Origin of the sequence: Fodinibius sp. SL11, from assembly GCF_052060035.1 — a bacterium.
In the GTDB taxonomy this organism is placed as follows: domain Bacteria; phylum Bacteroidota; class Rhodothermia; order Balneolales; family Balneolaceae; genus Fodinibius.
The window spans coordinates 78,253-95,156 of the sequence record NZ_JBPOEA010000009.1 but is presented as its reverse complement, the minus strand read 5'-3'; the positions used below and the strand labels follow the sequence as shown (position 1 = coordinate 95,156).

Annotated in this window: 13 protein-coding genes; 11 read left to right on the top strand and 2 right to left on the bottom strand. The window is 39.9% G+C overall.

All coding sequences use genetic code 11. The annotated features are described in order from the left end of the window. The first annotated feature begins 16 nt into the window (after positions 1-16). The 3 genes from ACQ76V_RS11225 to ACQ76V_RS11215 are packed head-to-tail and all read left to right on the top strand — an operon-like array spanning position 17 to position 2,780. Positions 17-1,039, top strand: a complete 1,023-nt coding sequence (locus ACQ76V_RS11225) for a sugar-transfer associated ATP-grasp domain-containing protein (RefSeq protein ID WP_441000594.1) — start codon at positions 17-19, stop codon at positions 1,037-1,039. Continuing rightward, positions 1,017-1,637, top strand: coding sequence for a sugar transferase (locus tag ACQ76V_RS11220; protein ID WP_441000593.1), 621 nt, complete (start codon positions 1,017-1,019; stop codon positions 1,635-1,637). The genes ACQ76V_RS11225 and ACQ76V_RS11220 overlap by 23 nt, the downstream gene beginning before the upstream one ends. Positions 1,638-1,664: 27 nt before the next feature. After that, positions 1,665-2,780: a hypothetical protein gene (locus ACQ76V_RS11215; RefSeq protein ID WP_441000592.1), complete on the top strand. Its 1,116-nt coding sequence runs from the start codon at positions 1,665-1,667 to the stop codon at positions 2,778-2,780. Positions 2,781-2,784: 4 nt separating this feature from the next. Here the strand turns inward: ACQ76V_RS11215 and ACQ76V_RS11210 are convergent, their stop codons facing one another. Continuing rightward, complete coding sequence (locus tag ACQ76V_RS11210; protein ID WP_441000591.1) at positions 2,785-3,597, bottom strand: hypothetical protein; 813 nt, start codon at positions 3,595-3,597, stop codon at positions 2,785-2,787. 174 nt (positions 3,598-3,771) lie between these two features. Then, positions 3,772-4,503, bottom strand: coding sequence for a porin family protein (locus ACQ76V_RS11205; RefSeq protein WP_441000590.1), 732 nt, complete (start codon positions 4,501-4,503; stop codon positions 3,772-3,774). A gap of 505 nt (positions 4,504-5,008) precedes the next feature. On the opposite strand from ACQ76V_RS11205, the gene ACQ76V_RS11200 reads away from it, so the two are divergent. The 8 genes from ACQ76V_RS11200 to ACQ76V_RS11165 all read left to right on the top strand — a co-directional run bounded on the left by ACQ76V_RS11200 (position 5,009) and on the right by ACQ76V_RS11165 (position 16,883). Continuing rightward, a complete protein-coding gene (locus tag ACQ76V_RS11200; protein WP_441000589.1) occupies positions 5,009-6,220 on the top strand; it encodes a DegT/DnrJ/EryC1/StrS family aminotransferase in 1,212 nt (403 codons plus the stop codon). Positions 6,221-6,537: 317 nt separating this feature from the next. Further along, entirely contained in the window at positions 6,538-8,433 is a 1,896-nt protein-coding gene (locus ACQ76V_RS11195) for a polysaccharide biosynthesis protein (RefSeq protein WP_441000588.1), read from the top strand. 47 nt (positions 8,434-8,480) lie between these two features. Then, a complete protein-coding gene (locus ACQ76V_RS11190; protein ID WP_441000587.1) occupies positions 8,481-10,826 on the top strand; it encodes a GumC family protein in 2,346 nt (781 codons plus the stop codon). A gap of 78 nt (positions 10,827-10,904) precedes the next feature. Next, positions 10,905-11,426, top strand: coding sequence for a hypothetical protein (locus tag ACQ76V_RS11185; protein ID WP_441000586.1), 522 nt, complete (start codon positions 10,905-10,907; stop codon positions 11,424-11,426). Positions 11,427-11,544: 118 nt separating this feature from the next. Then, on the top strand, positions 11,545-13,263 hold the full coding sequence (locus ACQ76V_RS11180; RefSeq protein WP_441000585.1) for an ABC transporter ATP-binding protein: 1,719 nt from the start codon (positions 11,545-11,547) through the stop codon (positions 13,261-13,263). 247 nt (positions 13,264-13,510) lie between these two features. After that, positions 13,511-14,311 (top strand): glucose-1-phosphate cytidylyltransferase, encoded by an 801-nt coding sequence (rfbF, locus tag ACQ76V_RS11175; RefSeq protein WP_441000584.1) that lies wholly within the window; start codon positions 13,511-13,513, stop codon positions 14,309-14,311. Beyond that, entirely contained in the window at positions 14,304-15,524 is a 1,221-nt protein-coding gene (lhgO, locus tag ACQ76V_RS11170; RefSeq protein WP_441000583.1) for an L-2-hydroxyglutarate oxidase, read from the top strand. The genes rfbF and lhgO overlap by 8 nt, the downstream gene beginning before the upstream one ends. Positions 15,525-15,578: 54 nt before the next feature. Then, on the top strand, positions 15,579-16,883 hold the full coding sequence (locus tag ACQ76V_RS11165) for an NAD(P)H-dependent oxidoreductase (RefSeq protein ID WP_441000582.1): 1,305 nt from the start codon (positions 15,579-15,581) through the stop codon (positions 16,881-16,883). Positions 16,884-16,904 lie beyond the last annotated feature (21 nt).

Genomic DNA, 16,904 nt, shown 5'->3' with positions numbered 1-16,904 from the left:
AATTGACCTACATAAAATGAAGGCAAAACGAAGTGTGTATCTGGGTTACTATCTAAAACAGCTAGACCGAAAAAAGTTTAACTTATTTCTCGATCATATTTCACAAAAAAAGGGTAAGACGAAGAGATCGATTATCAGAGATATTATTTTTTCTGTCTTTAAGTATAACATCTCTATTCTGGAATATTTCCAATTTCGTTTTTATGAGCTTTCCAATGAAGAGCGATTGTCATGGGCCGGGACGGGCTTTATGTATGAGTATCAGCTTGTTATGAATCCTCCCCAAAAGCGGAATATCCTTGATGATAAGACCCTTTTCTACAAGTATTATGGCGACTTTTTTGTTCATACAGTAGCAGATTTGGCCGACCTCAAAGAGGATCCCAAAAAAACAGAAAGATTACTAAATAATATATCCGGCAAACTGGTATTTAAGCAGTCGGATGGAAAATGTGGTGCCCAGGTTGTAATCAAAAATAGTACTTATTTTGACCGCTCAGCGATGATTACTTATATGGAGAAGGGAAATTACGGACTGGTTGAGGAGTTCATTATTCAGCATCCGGATATAAATCGTCTTTCGCCATCGGCAGTAAATACTGTGCGTATTATAACGCAAATTAATGATGACGAAGAGGTGGATATATTAGGCTGCCGATTGCGAATCTCAGTAAATTCATCTGTTGATAATATGGCGGCCGGTAATATGGCAGCGGCTATTGATGAAGACACCGGTTTGGTAACAGGGCCGGGTGTGTACAGTGATATTACCAAGGAAGACCAGCACTTTCACCCGGTTACGAATGTAGAAATACCCGGTTTCCAAATTCCATACTGGGATGAAGCGCTTGCAATGGTAAAACAGGCAGCCACTTTGCATCCACAGAATAGGTCAATTGGCTGGGATGTAGTAATTACCGAAAAGGGACCGGGATTGATTGAAGGGAATCATGATTGGTGTAAGTTGCTTTGGCAGCTTCCGGTTAAAAGGGGGTTAAAATCGATGTTAACCGATTATGCCCATACTTATGGTTTATAAAAGCTATATAAAACGGATTATGGACATCGTTGGCACAATAGTGGTATTTGTGCTGATATCACCTATTTTTTTGATGATCTCACTGGTGTTGTTTATTCAGAATAAGGGCAAGGTATTTTATTATCAGCATCGTATCGGATACAAGGAAAGGGATTTTGAGGTAGTTAAGTTTAAGACGATGACTGATGAAAAAGATCAGGAGGGAAATCTATTGCCTGATGTGGAACGTATCACTCGTTTTGGAGAGTGGATAAGAAACTTGTCGCTGGATGAACTTCCCCAGCTTATCAATGTATTAAAAGGAGAAATGAGTTTAGTGGGTCCCCGACCATTGCTGCCCAAATATTTGCCACTTTATTCTGATCGTCAACATCGCCGCCACGATGTTAAGCCGGGAATTACCGGTTGGGCCCAGGTCAATGGACGAAATTCGATAAGCTGGACGCAAAAATTTGAGCACGATCTATATTACGTTGAACACCAATCATTGTCATTGGATCTAAAAATATTGTGGATGACGTTTATAAAAGTATTGCAACGTGAAGGAGTCAATCAATCGGATATTCGCCCAATGCAACCATTTGATGGGACAAACTAACTATTATGATCACTATTAATAAACAAGATGATGAAAAATATTCTAATTACTGGGGTAGGCGGACCAACACCGCGATCGTTTGTACGTGCGGTGAAACTGAAAGGACAAGCGGTAAATAATCAGTATCGATTTATCGGGGTTGATTGTAATCCTTTAGCATACGGACTTTATGATAAATCACTTTTTGATCAAAGTTATGTGGTTCCCCGTGCTGATGATGAAGATTATTGGCCCGCTATCAATGATATTATTTCGAAAGAACATATCGATGCTTCGATTATTTTGCCGGAAGAAGAAGTGCTGGAATGGGCCTTAAACTATCAATCAAAATTGGATCGCCAGATTACTACTCATCTTCCGGATTATCAGCTTGCAAAATCATTGGTAAATAAACATCAAATGCATGAACAACTTGCAGGCTCATCGTTGATCCCAAAATTTATTAAGATAAATCCTGCCTCATATAATTATCAGTCAATCATAGATAAAATAGGAAGCACCTTCTGGATTCGAAGTACGAAGGGTTCCAGCGGGTTGGGATCGTTAAAAATAGATTCAGAAGAGGCCTTAACACAATGGATTTCAATAAATCCCAAAGTGGAGGAATTCATTGCCACAGAGTATTTGCCCGGACGAAATATGGCATGCAAAATGCTCTATTTTGATGATACACTAAAGCGAACAGCCTGTGCTGAACGGGTCAATTATATTATGGCAAAAGTAGCGCCGTCTGGGATTACGGGTAATACATCATTTGGTAGATTAATCAATGAACCTGAACTAATAGAACTTTCCCAAAAAGCATTGGAATTAATCGCTCGTCAGCTGGAATGCGAGTTGAATGGCATTTTTACAGTTGATTATAAAGAAGACCAGAGTGGAATTCCTAAAATTACGGAAATTAACGTGCGACATGTTGCCTTTACCTCAAGCATGGCTGCGGGCGGCGCCAATATTCCAGCTGATACGATTGAGGCAATGATTTCTTCTGGAAAAGCAGGAGCAGATATGAAGAGAATAGATTATACCTACAGCGAACCGCTGATCTTTCTTCGTGATGTGGATGTTGAGCCTATTATTATGCGAGAATCTGATCTGTTAAAAGAAGGGATAATAGAGCAAAAATCATCAGTCATTTCTTAAATTATCAAGCATATTCTAATAGTCTATTTTGCCTGCCAGTTGAATGGCGTGCAATAAAATGTTGTATATTTTCCAATTCGGAATTCGTTGTATGTTCCGTCAGATCAACCTCAAAAATGGGAATACCGATCATTTTAATAAACCTGTAGTTGATATTAGCGATATCATGGGTATAGCTGACTAACTCCTCTAAATGACTTTCATTTAAACTGTTATGTATAGTACTAACTCTGCCCGTTAACGCTATCCTGTTTTTAATACGTTTGACATTCTCTTTAACGCTAACGGTGCAGTAAATGACAGCATTGGGCAACGTATCCCGTGTTATATTACTGGGTTCAATTTGGTTAAGTCCGTGATGATTTTTTAAAGGTCCTTCTGCAAAAAGAACGGGTTTCGTATAACCGAAGGTTTCTAACAAAAATAATTTTCGGAGAGATTGGATGTTCCAATTAATAAAGCTGCATTTATTTATTGGTGAAATTTGCATACTTAATGTTTGTATAGCTCGTAATTGAGCCTCAGCCAAGTATTCATATCTCTTTTGTATTGCATCTGCAATTTGAGGAGTTAGTTCTTTGATAATGGTATGAGCGATGCCGAGCTTTTTATAGTTGGTTATGTTTGTTTTATATAATAAATACAGAAATTTGCTTTTTCTATTTCCAAGTTGATTCCAGGCCAATGAGTTAACAATGTCGCAGATTGTTTCTTGATAGGTTTTCCAGGTCTTTTCTTTTTTTCTTGAATGTACAAGGGCATTTAATAGAGTTGTTTTACCAACACCCGGTGGACCGATTAGTTCAATATAGTTCATCTTATTCCATTTGAAGCGTTCAATACTTTTCAACCGTGAGTATGAGTAGTATTATATACTCTCGTTTAGAAGAAAAGTTCTTCAAATAAATATGATAAACTGAATGGAGGGCAGGATTGAATAATTAACTAACAATAATTCTAATTTTTTGACCAATAGGCCACCACAGATTTTCTACAGTAAAACATAAATTGAAAATGTGATAGCCATATTGCGGTGTTTAAAAGCGGGTTGTTGTGGATTGTCACCGGAATCGATTGCAGATAATTGAGCGCGCGTTTCAAATCCCAACTTACGGTAGTAGCCGTACTCAAAACCCAGTCCGAAAACAGCTCCGGCATCGTATTCAGAATATTGAGATATCACATCATTAGAGAACTCCCCTTCGAAAGCAATTCCGATTGGAGCCCCGGTATTTGTTCCTTGGAAACGGGCATCTAATAAGTATGCCCCATACAGTCCCCCGCTAAGATGAAAGGTGGTTCTCGACCTTTTTCGACCGTAGGTGGTTTGTTCCTCAGGTGCTGTGGTTAGTTGTAGCAACAACGGGAGCTGAACATAGGTGAGCTCTGTACGGCTATCTGTTTGGAATTCCGTACCTCGAAGCCTAAATGTATCGTCATACTTGGCGCCAAGTAAAATAAGCGACGGTTCGGCTTGCAGCCGTAGTATTCGGGTGAGTTTGGTTCGAGCGATGAAACCAACATTATAACCTACGGCAATATCGGGACGAAGTCGTAATTCGATATCGTCTTCGATATACCAGAATTTGTTAACGTGTGAACTAATATTCATCCCACCGGTAATGCCCCAATCTATAGATTGAGCTTTAGTTGAATTGGTAATACCCAATGTGGTAAAAAGTGAGAAAATTATAAGAATTGGTAACGTTCGAATGATCTGCATTTTATTAAAAACAAATTGAAATGTCTGTTGATACAGTTTTGATTACAATAAACCTTTTTCCGTGGCTGTGATTTATTACAGATATTAGATTATGCAATAATAGGTCCAAAAGTATGGTGGTTGCAGAAATTTCTTGTTCTTAGCGTATAGGTTTTGATTGGAGAATTGATAGGGCTTCGGTAATGTCCAACAGAGGTGATGATTATCATCATATGATATGAATCAATAGCTACTGCTCTTTTGTAAAAGGAGGGGAGTAGAAGTATAAACTGAGAGAAATGTGTAAGTAAAAATTACTCACACATCTGCATAAATGTAACAATAAAAGCCGATTATGGGATTTTTGAGTACTTAATAAACAATCCCCATATAAGTAGCTATTGGCATCTTAGGGATCGTATTGATAGTAAATGATCTATTAATTCGAGTTGGCATAACTATTGTAATACTGTAATTCACAAACAAGCTTTTGTGATAACCGGTCAATAGTTTTAGCCATTGAATTATGAAAAGTGCCAATTCACGTATTTATCTATCCTCGCCACATATGGGAGGCGAAGAGTTGGATTATGTCCATGATGCATTTACAAACAACTGGATTGCACCGCTGGGTGCTAATGTAGATGGATTCGAAAATGATTTGCAGGATTACACGGGAAGAAAATACGCTGGCGTTGTCACATCAGGTACGGCCGCTCTTCATCTCGCTCTAATCTTATGTGGCGTAAAATCCGGTGACGAGGTTATTTGTCAGTCGATGACATTTGCAGCTTCGGCGAATCCGATTTTATACCAGGGGGCGGTGCCGGTATTTGTAGATTCGGAGCCTGAAACCTGGAATATGGATCCTGAATTACTTGAAAGAGCAATATGGGATCGTATCCAAAAGAAAGAAAAACCCAAGGCCATTATCGTTGTCCACCTTTATGGAATGCCTGCCCAAATGGATGCGATTTTAAGGATCGCGAAAAAATACAATATCCCTGTAATTGAAGATGCCGCTGAGGCTTTAGGCTCATCAATTAATGACCAAAAATGCGGCACCTTTGGGTTATTGTCGGTGCTATCATTTAATGGTAATAAAATTATTACGACTTCGGGCGGCGGGGCTTTGTTGAGTGATCAGCAAGATCTTATTGATAAGGCTCGTTTTTTAGCTACTCAGGCTCGAGACGAAGCTCCACATTATCAACATTCTGAGCTGGGATTTAATTACCGGATGAGTAACATTGTAGCAGGTATTGGACGCGGACAGATGAAGGTGCTGGATCAACGAGTTAGTGCCAGGCGAAAGAATCATGATTTTTATTTTGAAGCGTTAGAGGGTTCTTGGTTGGATGGAGTGAATATGGATTTAGAATCTGGTATTCAGAATTCTGATTCATCGGGAATCTATTTTCTTGAAGAACCCGAGGGATATTTCAGTAATCGATGGTTGACGACTATAGTCATCAATCCAGTTGAAACGGGGGGCATAACGAATAATGATATTCGTCTGGCAATGGAAGAGGAGAATATTGAAACACGTCCTCTTTGGAAGCCTATGCATCAACAACCTCTCTACAAAAATTTCCCCTATTATGGGCGGGGGGTTTCGGATATCCTATTCGACCATGGTCTTTGTCTTCCTTCGGGCAGTAACTTATCCAACGATGACAAAGAAAAAATAGCTGATACTATAAAAAAGGTTTTAAGGGTAAAGCGAGTACCGACGTAGGTTTTTTATCTACTCATATTCTTGGTAACCAGTAAAACGGGTCGCGTAAGAATTACCCGATTCCAGATAAAAATAACACGTTCTGCTTGGGCTGTTACTCCTGTCAATAAATTATCTGTAAATATATAATCTCGTTATGTGCTCAATAAGTAATTAGGAGGTTAGTTGCTCTACCTTAAGAAAATTCTTGTAAATAGATTCAGCTGTTAGTAACGAATTGGCATAACTATTGTAACAGCTATTACCTAAAGATACATCATAGAGTTAAAAGAGGGGAATGTATGCATATTGAATTATATAAAAACAAGCCAAAGTATATGAACAAGTATACAAGAGGGATATTTCTTTTTATGGGAGATGCTTTTTCACTGTTGCTTTCAGCAGTATTGGTTTATGGGCTACTTATGTCCTTTACTACGATAGAAAAACCATTTCCGGTTGTACCTACTTTAATTACTGTGGGATCGGTGCTGGCAGGATTAATGATTTTTAGGATGTATATGGTCAACTGGCGATATACAAGCTTAAACGATTTAGGGCGAATCATTTTAGGGATTACAGTGGGCGGGGGGCTTTCATTTGGAATGGCTCAACTTTTAGTCGGGGTAGAAAGTTATGACGCCATATTTATGACCTTGCTATTAAGTAACAGTATACTGCTGATAAGTGGTTTTCGTATTAGCAAGCGGATGTATTTAGGATTGATTAAATCTCAAAATAAGAAAAACAAACATGCTATTATTTTCGGGGGTGAAAGTGAGGGAGAACAGATACTCCGTGATATTCTTACTAATGACAACTGGAATTTAACGGTCTATGGTATTTTTGATGATCGCGTTATGCCAGGCCTTTTATTACACGGGGTACGTATAATGGGTGGAAAAAATGAGATGATTGAATACATAAAAAATCATCCCGTTGATCAACTAATTATCGCCTTTCCACAGTATCCCAAAAAAGATCTTAAGGAAGTTATTGATGAAGTTAAGACGATCCGATCAGATATTGATATCAAGGTACTGCCTTCATTCCACTCACTTACTGATAACCCGGTAGGGTTTGAGCATGTTCGAGAAATTAGCATTGAAGATATTTTAGGCCGTGAACCGGTAAGCATCGATTTACAATCTATCAAGTCCAGCATAACGGATAAAACCGTGCTGGTAACAGGGGGTGGAGGTTCTATCGGGAGCGAATTAGTGCGGCAGTGTGCAAACTTAAAACCAGAGAAATTGATAGCGCTGGATATTGACGAAACCGAGCTTTTTCATATCGAAAATGAATTCAAAAACAGAGATATCAACGTTACTCCCTGTGTAGCCAGTATCACAGATAGTAAAAAAATGGATAAGGTTCTTGGTTTTTATCGACCCGATGTGATTTTCCATGCGGCTGCTTATAAGCATGTGCCTATGATGGAAAGTTTCCCCGGTGAGGCCATAAAAGTCAATGTTGGAGGTACTCGGCTGATGGCATCACTGGCTTGCAAGCACGAAGTTGATAAATTTATTATGGTATCTACGGATAAAGCGGTAAACCCAGCTAATGTAATGGGGACAACCAAACGCATTGCAGAAGAAATATGCATGGCCTATAACGGTACTTGCATTACAAAATTTATTTCGGTTCGGTTTGGTAATGTACTGGGATCAAGAGGATCGGTAGTTCCGCTTTTTATTAGCCAAATAAAAAATGGAGGGCCGGTTACTATTACTGATCCGGAGATGATGCGATATTTTATGACTATTCCGGAAGCGGTGCTGCTGGTCATGCAGGCTGGTTCAATGGGAAAGGGAGGAGAAGTTTTTGTACTCGATATGGGCGAACCGGTTAAAATACTGGATATGGCTGAGGAGCTCATTCGGCTGCATGGGCTTGAGCCTTATCGCGATATTACCATAAAAATTACAGGCTTACGCCCGGGAGAAAAGCTTTTCGAGGAGTTACTAAATGCAGAAGAAGGTGTCATTGAAACAGAGCACGAAGAGATTTTTAAGGCGATATGCAGTAGAAAGCTTTCATCCTCGGTGCTTGAAAAGCGGATAAATCAATTATTTAGTCTGCTCGAGACGGATAATAAAGATTCTATACGTACGCAATTAAAATCGATCGTGCCAACTTATTCATTTGTCGTTCCGGAAAAGTTGAAAACTAATGGAGTTGCAAAAGTAAAAGATACTGATGGACCTTTGATCGTAGGCGAACGCAGTTAACATGAACAATAATGTGGTACACAACATAGCAAAAGAAGGTCATAACCATGTCCGATTCATTACAAAAGTTTAATGGTGATACTCATAACGAGTTATCCCGGTTCGAATATATACCTCATTATATTCCATCAAATGAGCAGGAAAGCAATAGTCTTGATCCTAAAAAAATAATTAGCCTGCTCTTACGATATAAATGGCTGGTATTCTTTTTTCTAATTGCCGGCGGTACGGGTGCCTGGTTTTATGCTGATACTATAGATCCAGTGTACGAAAGTCGGGGGTTATTAATGATTAGCTCTAACGGAGCAACGCAGAATGATGAACTTTCTCAAATCATTTCGCAAGCCACAGGATATGGGACCAGTTCAACGCTGGAAAATGAGCTTCAGGTATTGCAGTCACGCACTTTTGCCGAGCAGGTAGCTCAAAAACTTCTTGAAGATACCCCGGAGAAAATATATGAACTGCCAATTTTTTGGGGACATCAAGAGAATGGTGAAAGTTATAGGGTTGGTGAAGCAACAGTAGCCTATAGAATAAAAAAGAATCTTAACTTTTTCTTACCCGAAAAAAAATCAGATGTGATTGCCGTAAGTTTTACGAGTACGTCGCCTCGAGAGGCAGCAATAATCACAAACCTTGCTATGCAGAACTATGTCGAGAATTCGACCCGACAAAACCGTCAGGCGGCAACATCGACGGCAGAATTTCTCGAAAAAGAGAAAGCTGAGGTCAAGAAAAAGCTTGATGAATCGGAAAAAAAGTTGCGTGAATTTATGGACAGAACCGGTATTGTTCGGGTTAATGAACAAACTTCCGGTATGGTCCAGCAGCAATCTGATGTTGAGCTTGAGTTGCAGCGTTCCAGGCTGGATCTTCAAACCATAGAACAAACCATTGCAAATCATGAAAAACAGCTTGAACGTATTAAACCGGGCCTAACAAAACAATTTACGGATGCAATAGGTCCTAAAATTCGTAATTCTCAAGAAGATCTTGCTCGCTATGAAAGAGAGCGAACGTTGATTATTACCAAAAATCCCGGCGTACTTGACCGAAATCCGCCCCCCCAAAGACTTCAGTATCTTGATAATCAGATTGCACGATTGAGAAATGAAATTCAGGATCTGTCGGACCAGCTTTTTACCGAAGATGATGAATATGTTGGAATGGACAGTGAAGATCGCGCTCAGATTATTTCGGATCTGCAAACCCGGTTAGTCGAATTACGCATTGAACAGAATCAACTTTCCTCAAAAATTGATGCCCTTGCCCAATTTAAAGAAGAAATGAATTCGGATATCAATTCACTGCCCGAAGGTATTGTTGAGCTGGCTAAACTACAGCGGGATGTAAGAATAAATGAGGAGCTCTATATTAATATTTCTCGGCAATACGCTGATATGTCGGTATGGAAGCAATCACAGTTTGGTTTTGGTCGGGTAGTTGATCCTGGTATCGTACCAAATGTACCTGTAAGTCCGAATAAAAAAATATTACTGTTATTGGGAATAATGTTAGGTGGGCTTGCTTCAGCAGGATTCATATTTATAAATGAGTTCCGTGACAATACGGTAAATAATGTTGGAGAACTTAAAAAAATGTATTTACCCTCGGTTACCGTTGTACCCAGCTTTGAAAAAATATCACGAAAAAAACGAAAATATTTTAAGGTGGGTGAAGGTAAGATCCCTACTGAATTAGTGCTGCTCCAAGATCGAGGAAGTATTTCAGCGGAAGCCATCAGACGCTTAAAAAATAATATTATCTATCAATATGGTGAGGAACCTCCGAAAACCATTGCGATAACGAGTGCAGAAAAAGGGGATGGGAAGTCAACAATTGTTGCTAATTTGGGCATTGCTTTTGCAGAAGAGGGATATAAAACATTAATCATCGGTACAGATTTTCGACGACCGAAGCTCGGTAAATATCTTGGGCTTTCTACCAAAAAGGGGTTGTCGGATTATTTGGAAGGACAGCTTTCGTTTGATGACTTGATCCGAAATTCAGATCAGGAGAATTTAAAAGTTATTGTCGCAGGTGAAAATACAGAGACTCCCGAAATTTTAGGAAGTAGTATGTTATTCAAACAGCTTTTGAATAAGATGGAAGAGGCTTTTGATGTGATCATTTTAGATACACCGCCTTTTGGAATAATTAGTGATTCCACTGCTATACTTAAAAGGGCAGAGGCAACAGTAGTGGTAGCCAAGTACCGGAAAACCAATCAAGGGTTGCTCTATCGTACCTTAGAAGAGTTGGCAGGTGTACGGGCTAAAGTGGTGGGAGTAGTACTAAACGACTTTGATTACCGAAAAGAAACCGGCACCTATTATGGGGCAGGTTATTATGAATCCTTATATACAAATTACGAAACGTATGTTAAATAATAGGTCAAGTAATTACCTAAAGTTTATTTCAGACGCTAACATTTGTCAAAATTTAACTAATTGCATCAAGAAAAAATCATGAGAATAAAAATCATTTATATTGCTGTCCTTTTGTTATTGGTGTCATTACATCCCATGGTAGCTTATGCGCAATTGCCGGAAGGTACCGGTGATCGGTATATTCGGGTTGCGGAAATTGGAGAATTGGCTGATTCGGTAAACGTTTGGGGGGATGTAGGGAGTTCCGGCCGCTATATTGTGCCCGAGCGGACGACCTTACCCGAACTTATATCATTTAGTTTCGGATATACCCAATTGCGGGGTAACGATGCAAATATTAATTGGGCAAAAACCCAAATTGAGGTAAAAGTATCGCGGTACAATGAGAATAGGAAAAGGGTAGATGTGGCGCTTTTTCGCTACCGATATCATGACCCGGAACCGGTAGAAATGTTTGAGTTTGACTTACAGAATAATGACGTAGTGAGTGTGCAGGTTAGACGACGGCCGGCTTTTACTGATTATGTGGGAGTGGTAGCACCGGTGATAGGCGTGGTTGCTACTTCATTTCTATTGATTGAAAATCTTAGGGGAAATTAATGATGATTATAATTAAAAAGTTAAAATGTGGTGAACCAAGGTGTTAACAACGTTTAGAAAACTATTATACGTTTTACCCAAGGGCGATGTTATAAAGGTCTCTGTATTATTTTTGTTGATGTTAGTGGCAGCTGTACTTGAAGTAGCGGGCATTGGGATGATCCCTGCTTTTGTAGCGATAGTAGCTGATCCTGAACGTGTTTTATCAGCAGAATGGTTACAGCCGCTTATTAACATGCTAAATATCACTAATGCTCAAGATCTGCTGATATGGGGCTCGGTTGCCTTGGTGGGTATTTTTATTATAAAGAGTCTCTATATTATAACATTTAATTATTTTGAAGCACGGTTTATCTTTAATCGACGCTACACCATTAGTTTTCGATTGATGCGCTCATACATGCAGGCCCCATATACCTTTCATCTGCAAAGAAATACCGCCGAGCTACTTCGAAATATTAGCCAGGAAATAAATGTGCTGATTAATAATGTGCTTACAAACATATTGATGATGGGGCGTGAGGGCGTAATGACAGTAGCTATTTTGACATTTCTATTTACCGTTGAACCGCTTATCACCTTGCTGGTTATTTCGCTTTCGGGCTTTGGAGCAGGTACTTTTATCTTATTAAATAAGAAAAAGATGAAGGAGTACGGAGAAGAAGAACAGGAGCGCCGTGCGGAGATGATTAAAGCCGTAAATCAAGGGTTGGGGGGAATTAAAGAGGCTCGTGTTTTAAACCGAGAGGATGAATTTATTGATAAGTTTCGTATTGAGGCATTAAAGAGTACGCGTTTGATGGCCTATCTGCGGTTCATTCAGCAAATTCCTCGGCCGGTAGTAGAGACTACAGCCGTGCTTGGGATGTTGCTCATTGCTGTTCTTCTGGTATGGCAAGATCGTCCGATGGGGGCCATTATTCCGATACTAACGCTATTTGCCATGGCTACAGTGCGGTTGATGCCTTCGGTTCAGCAGTTGGTAACCATGTATACCCGGTTGCGATATAATATTGTTTCCCTCGATCCTGTATATGATGATCTAAAAGAATTGGCTGAATACAACGCAATATTTTTAGAGGATCGGAAAAAAGAAAAGCAGCTAAAACTGATGAATGGTATTGAAATCAAAAAAGTGGGCTATCGCTATCCGAATAGTGATGAACAAGCGCTTAAAAATATATCACTGGTTATACCTAAGGGTAAGGCCGTAGGTTTTGTGGGGGCCTCCGGTGCGGGAAAAACGACGATTGTAGATCTCATTCTTGGATTACTTGAACCGGAGGAGGGAAAAATTTTGGTAGACGGCCAAAATATACAGCACAACCTTTCGGCTTGGCAAAAGAATCTGGGATATATCCCGCAATCTATTTATCTGGCTGATGAAACGTTGCGTTCCAATATCGCTTTTGGGATTCCCAAAGATGAAATTGATGAACAAAAAGTGTTGAATGCCATAAAACTGGCTCAGCTTGAGACATTGATCAAACGTCTGCCGGATGGGTTGGATACCATTATTGGGGAAAATGGCACGCGGCTGTCGGGCGGACAGCGTCAACGCGTGGGAATAGCCCGGGCATTATATCATGATCCTGAAGTGTTGGTGATGGATGAAGCGACTTCGGCCCTGGATAATATCACTGAAAAACAGATTACTGATGCCATCGAGTCTCTAAAGGGAGAACGTACGTTAATTATGATCGCTCATCGGCTAACCACGGTTAAAAATTGTGATATGCTATATTTTATGGAAGATGGCAAGATTGTTGAACAGGGCAATTATGATGATTTGGTTCACTCGAATGTACGGTTTAGAGAGATGGCCCTTGAGGTATAAAACGAAGTAAGTAAATTTTTTGGTTAAGCTTTTTAAGTTAATGGAGTAATATTTACTCGTTCGGGTTTGCAGAAAAGATAACAGTGGGTACTCAAGGTGGGTTTATCAGAGCATAAGCATAGATAAAATGTAGCATTAGTTATCTGGCATATTATTTGAGTAAATAAAAATACCGATCATCAGTTGAGTGAGATGGGTTAAAAAATAGTTGGATAGCAATAAGATCAACAAAAAAAGGGAGTACAATATGAAAGCAGTGCTATTAGCAGGTGGGTTTGGAACAAGGTTAAGCGAAGAGACAAGCGTTCGCCCAAAACCCATGGTTGAGATCGGGGGGAAGCCTATTTTATGGCATATTTTAAAAATCTATTCCCACTATGGGATAAATGATTTTATCATTTGTTGTGGGTATAAGGGATATGTTATTAAAGAATATTTTTCGAATTATTTTCTACATCGGTCAGATGTCTCATTTGATCTTAGAAATAACGAGATGAAAGTGCTGCAAAATGATGTGGAACCGTGGACCATAACCCTGGTTGATACAGGAAATGGTACCATGACGGGGGGGCGACTAAAACGAGTTAAAGAACTAATAGGAAATGAAACGTTTTGCCTTACCTATGGCGATGGTGTAAGTGATGTAAATATCACCAACTTGATAGACTTTCATAAAAGTCATAAACATATAGCAACCGTTACCGCCGTACAGCCTACCGGACGTTTTGGGGCATTCCGCTTGGAATCAGAGGAATACAAAATTACATCATTTAGAGAGAAGCCTAAGCGGGATGACACTTGGATTAATGGGGGCTTTTTTGTGTTGGAACCATCGGTCTTTGAGTTTATTGACGGAGACGAAACTGTTTTTGAGCGTGAACCAATGGAGCAGCTTGCCCAAAGTGGAGAATTGTATGCTTTTCGCCACGACTCGTTTTGGGAGTGCATGGATACGCTGAGAGATAAAAATTATCTCGAGGATTTGTGGAATTCTGATGATTGCCCGTGGAATATTTGGGAACGTTTACCGGAGAAGATGTATGTATAATTATATTATTGTAGGAAGTGGTATTATTGGGCTTACAACCGCATATTCATTAAAAAAATCCGATCCACAGGCCTCTGTTCTTATCCTTGAAAAAGAAAGCCAACCGGCCATCCATCAAACTGGGAGAAACAGTGGGGTAATTCATTCCGGAGTATATTATAAACCCGGGAGTAAAAAAGCCGAGCTCTGTAGGCGTGGTAGTAAGCGAATGATGGATTTCTGTCAAATTAATGACATTCCGTTTGAACAGTGTGGAAAAGTTATTGTTGCCACGGACGAGGATGAGTTAGCCTACCTTGATATTTTAGCAGTCCGGGGAAAAGCTAATGGATTAAATGTGCAAAAGATAACCCGTGAGGAGCTTAAAGAAATTGAGCCGCACGTTGATGGTATCGCAGCTTTGCATGTGCCGGAGGCGGGGATTGTTAGCTATAAAAAGGTGGCGGAAAAACTGGTTGATCTGCTCAAAAACGAAAGGGTGGAAATGGTATTCAATCAGCAGGTTTGCGCTATAAAGTCCGAAGCGTCAGCATGTAAAGTTGAAACAGAAGACCAATCGTTTATCGGTGAGTACGTGATTAACTGCGCTGGTTTATACAGTGATACTTTGGCAAAAAGTGCGGGAGTTGAATTAGGACACCGTATTATACCGTTTCGCGGAGAGTATTATGAGTTAGTCCGGGAGAAACGTTACCTGGTAAAAAACCTGATTTATCCAGTACCCAACCCTGATTTTCCATTTTTAGGCGTACACTTTACGCGAATGATCGATGGAAGTATCCATGCTGGCCCGAATGCAGTTTTGAGTCTTAAAAAAGAGGGATATTCAAAGTTTGCATTTGACGCTGCAGAAGCTTGGCAGTCATTAAGCTATAAAGGTTTTTGGAGACTTGTAGGACAACATTGGCAAGAGGGGTTCCGAGAATTTCACCGTTCGGTTTCAAAATCTGAGTTTGTGAAAAGTTTGCAAAAGCTTATTCCTGAAGTTCGAGACGAGGATTTAATTCCATCCGACCCGGGGGTGAGGGCCCAGGCCTTGAATCCCGATGGAAGCTTAGTTGATGATTTCCTGATAAAATATAGCGGAAGAACGATTCACGTTTGTAATGCCCCATCACCGGCAGCGACGTCCTCTTTTGAGATAGGAGATCAGATAACGGATTATGTTATTAATCGGAAATCGAGAAAGGCTGCAGTTATGCAACAAAACTGAGCATGAAATTTTAAATAGATAAAGTATATAAATCGGTTGAGGAACTTCGTAATTATGATAATTATCGATAAAAAACTGGATGAAATTGAACGCGAAGGCAAACAAATTAGGGTTGCCATGGTTGGGGCCGGTTTTTTTGCTCAGGGCGTGGCGTTACAGTTTCAAACCGTTGCCAAAGGAATGCGATTGGTCGCTATTGCAAACAGAACTCTTTCAAATGCAGATAAAATTTGTAGAGAGGCAGGAATTGAAGATGTAGTAGAGGTCGCATCGCAGAAAGAACTGGACACCGCTATTAGTCAAGACAAAACATGTGTAACCGAAAATCCTTTTTTGTTGTGCAACTCGAATGAAATTGATGTGATTATTGAGGCGACCGGCAATATTCTGTTTGGCGCAGAGATAGTGCTTAAGGCTATTCAAAGTAAGAAGCACGTTGTTGTTAATGCTGAATTGGACGGTACCGTAGGCCCAATTTTGAAGGTGTATGCGGATCGGCATGAGGTTATATATACAGGTATTGATGGAGATCAACCGGGCGTGACCATGAATTTATATCGATTCCTGAAAGGAGTGGGTATAAAACCGGTGCTGTGTGGGAATATCAAAGGATTGCATGATCCCTATCGAAATCCGAAAACACAGCAAGCGTTTGCTCAAAAATGGGGACAAAATCCACCAATGGTTACTTCCTTTGCTGATGGAAGTAAAATTTCATTTGAGCAGACTGTTATTGCTAATGCAACTGGTATGCAAGTAGGCAAACGGGGAATGTACGGACCGACGGTTGAAGCCGGAACTCCTATAGATGCAGCGATTGAGGCTTATCCTGATGAGGCATTAACCTCAGAGAAAGGAATTGTGGATTATATTGTTGGAGCTTCGCCAGGGCCGGGAATATTTATTATCGGTAAATGTGATCATCCGTTGCAACAGCACTATTTAAAACTGTATAAGATGGGAGAAGGGCCTTATTACAGTTTCCATACTCCTTTTCATTTATGTCATTTTGAAGTGCCCAGTACAATTGCGCGAGCGGTTTTATTCAATGATGCGGTAATTGCTCCTAAGGGGCCGCCCGAAGTAGAAGTTTTAGCTGTTGCCAAAATGAATTTAAAATCCGGTGATCAGCTCGATGGCATTGGCTATTATATGACGTATGGTATTTGTGAAAATACTGAAGTTGTTGAAGCGGAACAATTGCTGCCATTGGGTATTGCTGAGGGATGTATGCTTAAAAGGGATGTGAAAAAGGATGAAGTATTAACGTATAAAGATGTAGTAATTCCTGAGGGGAGAAAGATAGATGAGCTTATAAGAGAACAGAGAGCATATTTTGAGGTGGCTCAAAAGGCATAAATAAAGACGGATTAAATTTTT

What these genes read in the sequence shown, in the direction of transcription:
- ACQ76V_RS11225 (WP_441000594.1), top strand. Translation starts at nt 17, where the DNA reads ATGAAGGCAAAACGAAGTGTGTATCTGGGTTACTATCTAAAACAGCTA.
- ACQ76V_RS11220 (WP_441000593.1), top strand. Translation starts at nt 1,017, where the DNA reads ATGCCCATACTTATGGTTTATAAAAGCTATATAAAACGGATTATGGAC.
- ACQ76V_RS11215 (WP_441000592.1), top strand. Translation starts at nt 1,665, where the DNA reads ATGATGAAAAATATTCTAATTACTGGGGTAGGCGGACCAACACCGCGA.
- ACQ76V_RS11210 (WP_441000591.1), bottom strand. Translation starts at nt 3,597, where the DNA reads ATGAACTATATTGAACTAATCGGTCCACCGGGTGTTGGTAAAACAACT.
- ACQ76V_RS11205 (WP_441000590.1), bottom strand. Translation starts at nt 4,503, where the DNA reads ATGCAGATCATTCGAACGTTACCAATTCTTATAATTTTCTCACTTTTT.
- ACQ76V_RS11200 (WP_441000589.1), top strand. Translation starts at nt 5,009, where the DNA reads ATGAAAAGTGCCAATTCACGTATTTATCTATCCTCGCCACATATGGGA.
- ACQ76V_RS11195 (WP_441000588.1), top strand. Translation starts at nt 6,538, where the DNA reads ATGAACAAGTATACAAGAGGGATATTTCTTTTTATGGGAGATGCTTTT.
- ACQ76V_RS11190 (WP_441000587.1), top strand. Translation starts at nt 8,481, where the DNA reads ATGTCCGATTCATTACAAAAGTTTAATGGTGATACTCATAACGAGTTA.
- ACQ76V_RS11185 (WP_441000586.1), top strand. Translation starts at nt 10,905, where the DNA reads ATGAGAATAAAAATCATTTATATTGCTGTCCTTTTGTTATTGGTGTCA.
- ACQ76V_RS11180 (WP_441000585.1), top strand. Translation starts at nt 11,545, where the DNA reads ATGTTAGTGGCAGCTGTACTTGAAGTAGCGGGCATTGGGATGATCCCT.
- rfbF (WP_441000584.1), top strand. Translation starts at nt 13,511, where the DNA reads ATGAAAGCAGTGCTATTAGCAGGTGGGTTTGGAACAAGGTTAAGCGAA.
- lhgO (WP_441000583.1), top strand. Translation starts at nt 14,304, where the DNA reads ATGTATAATTATATTATTGTAGGAAGTGGTATTATTGGGCTTACAACC.
- ACQ76V_RS11165 (WP_441000582.1), top strand. Translation starts at nt 15,579, where the DNA reads ATGATAATTATCGATAAAAAACTGGATGAAATTGAACGCGAAGGCAAA.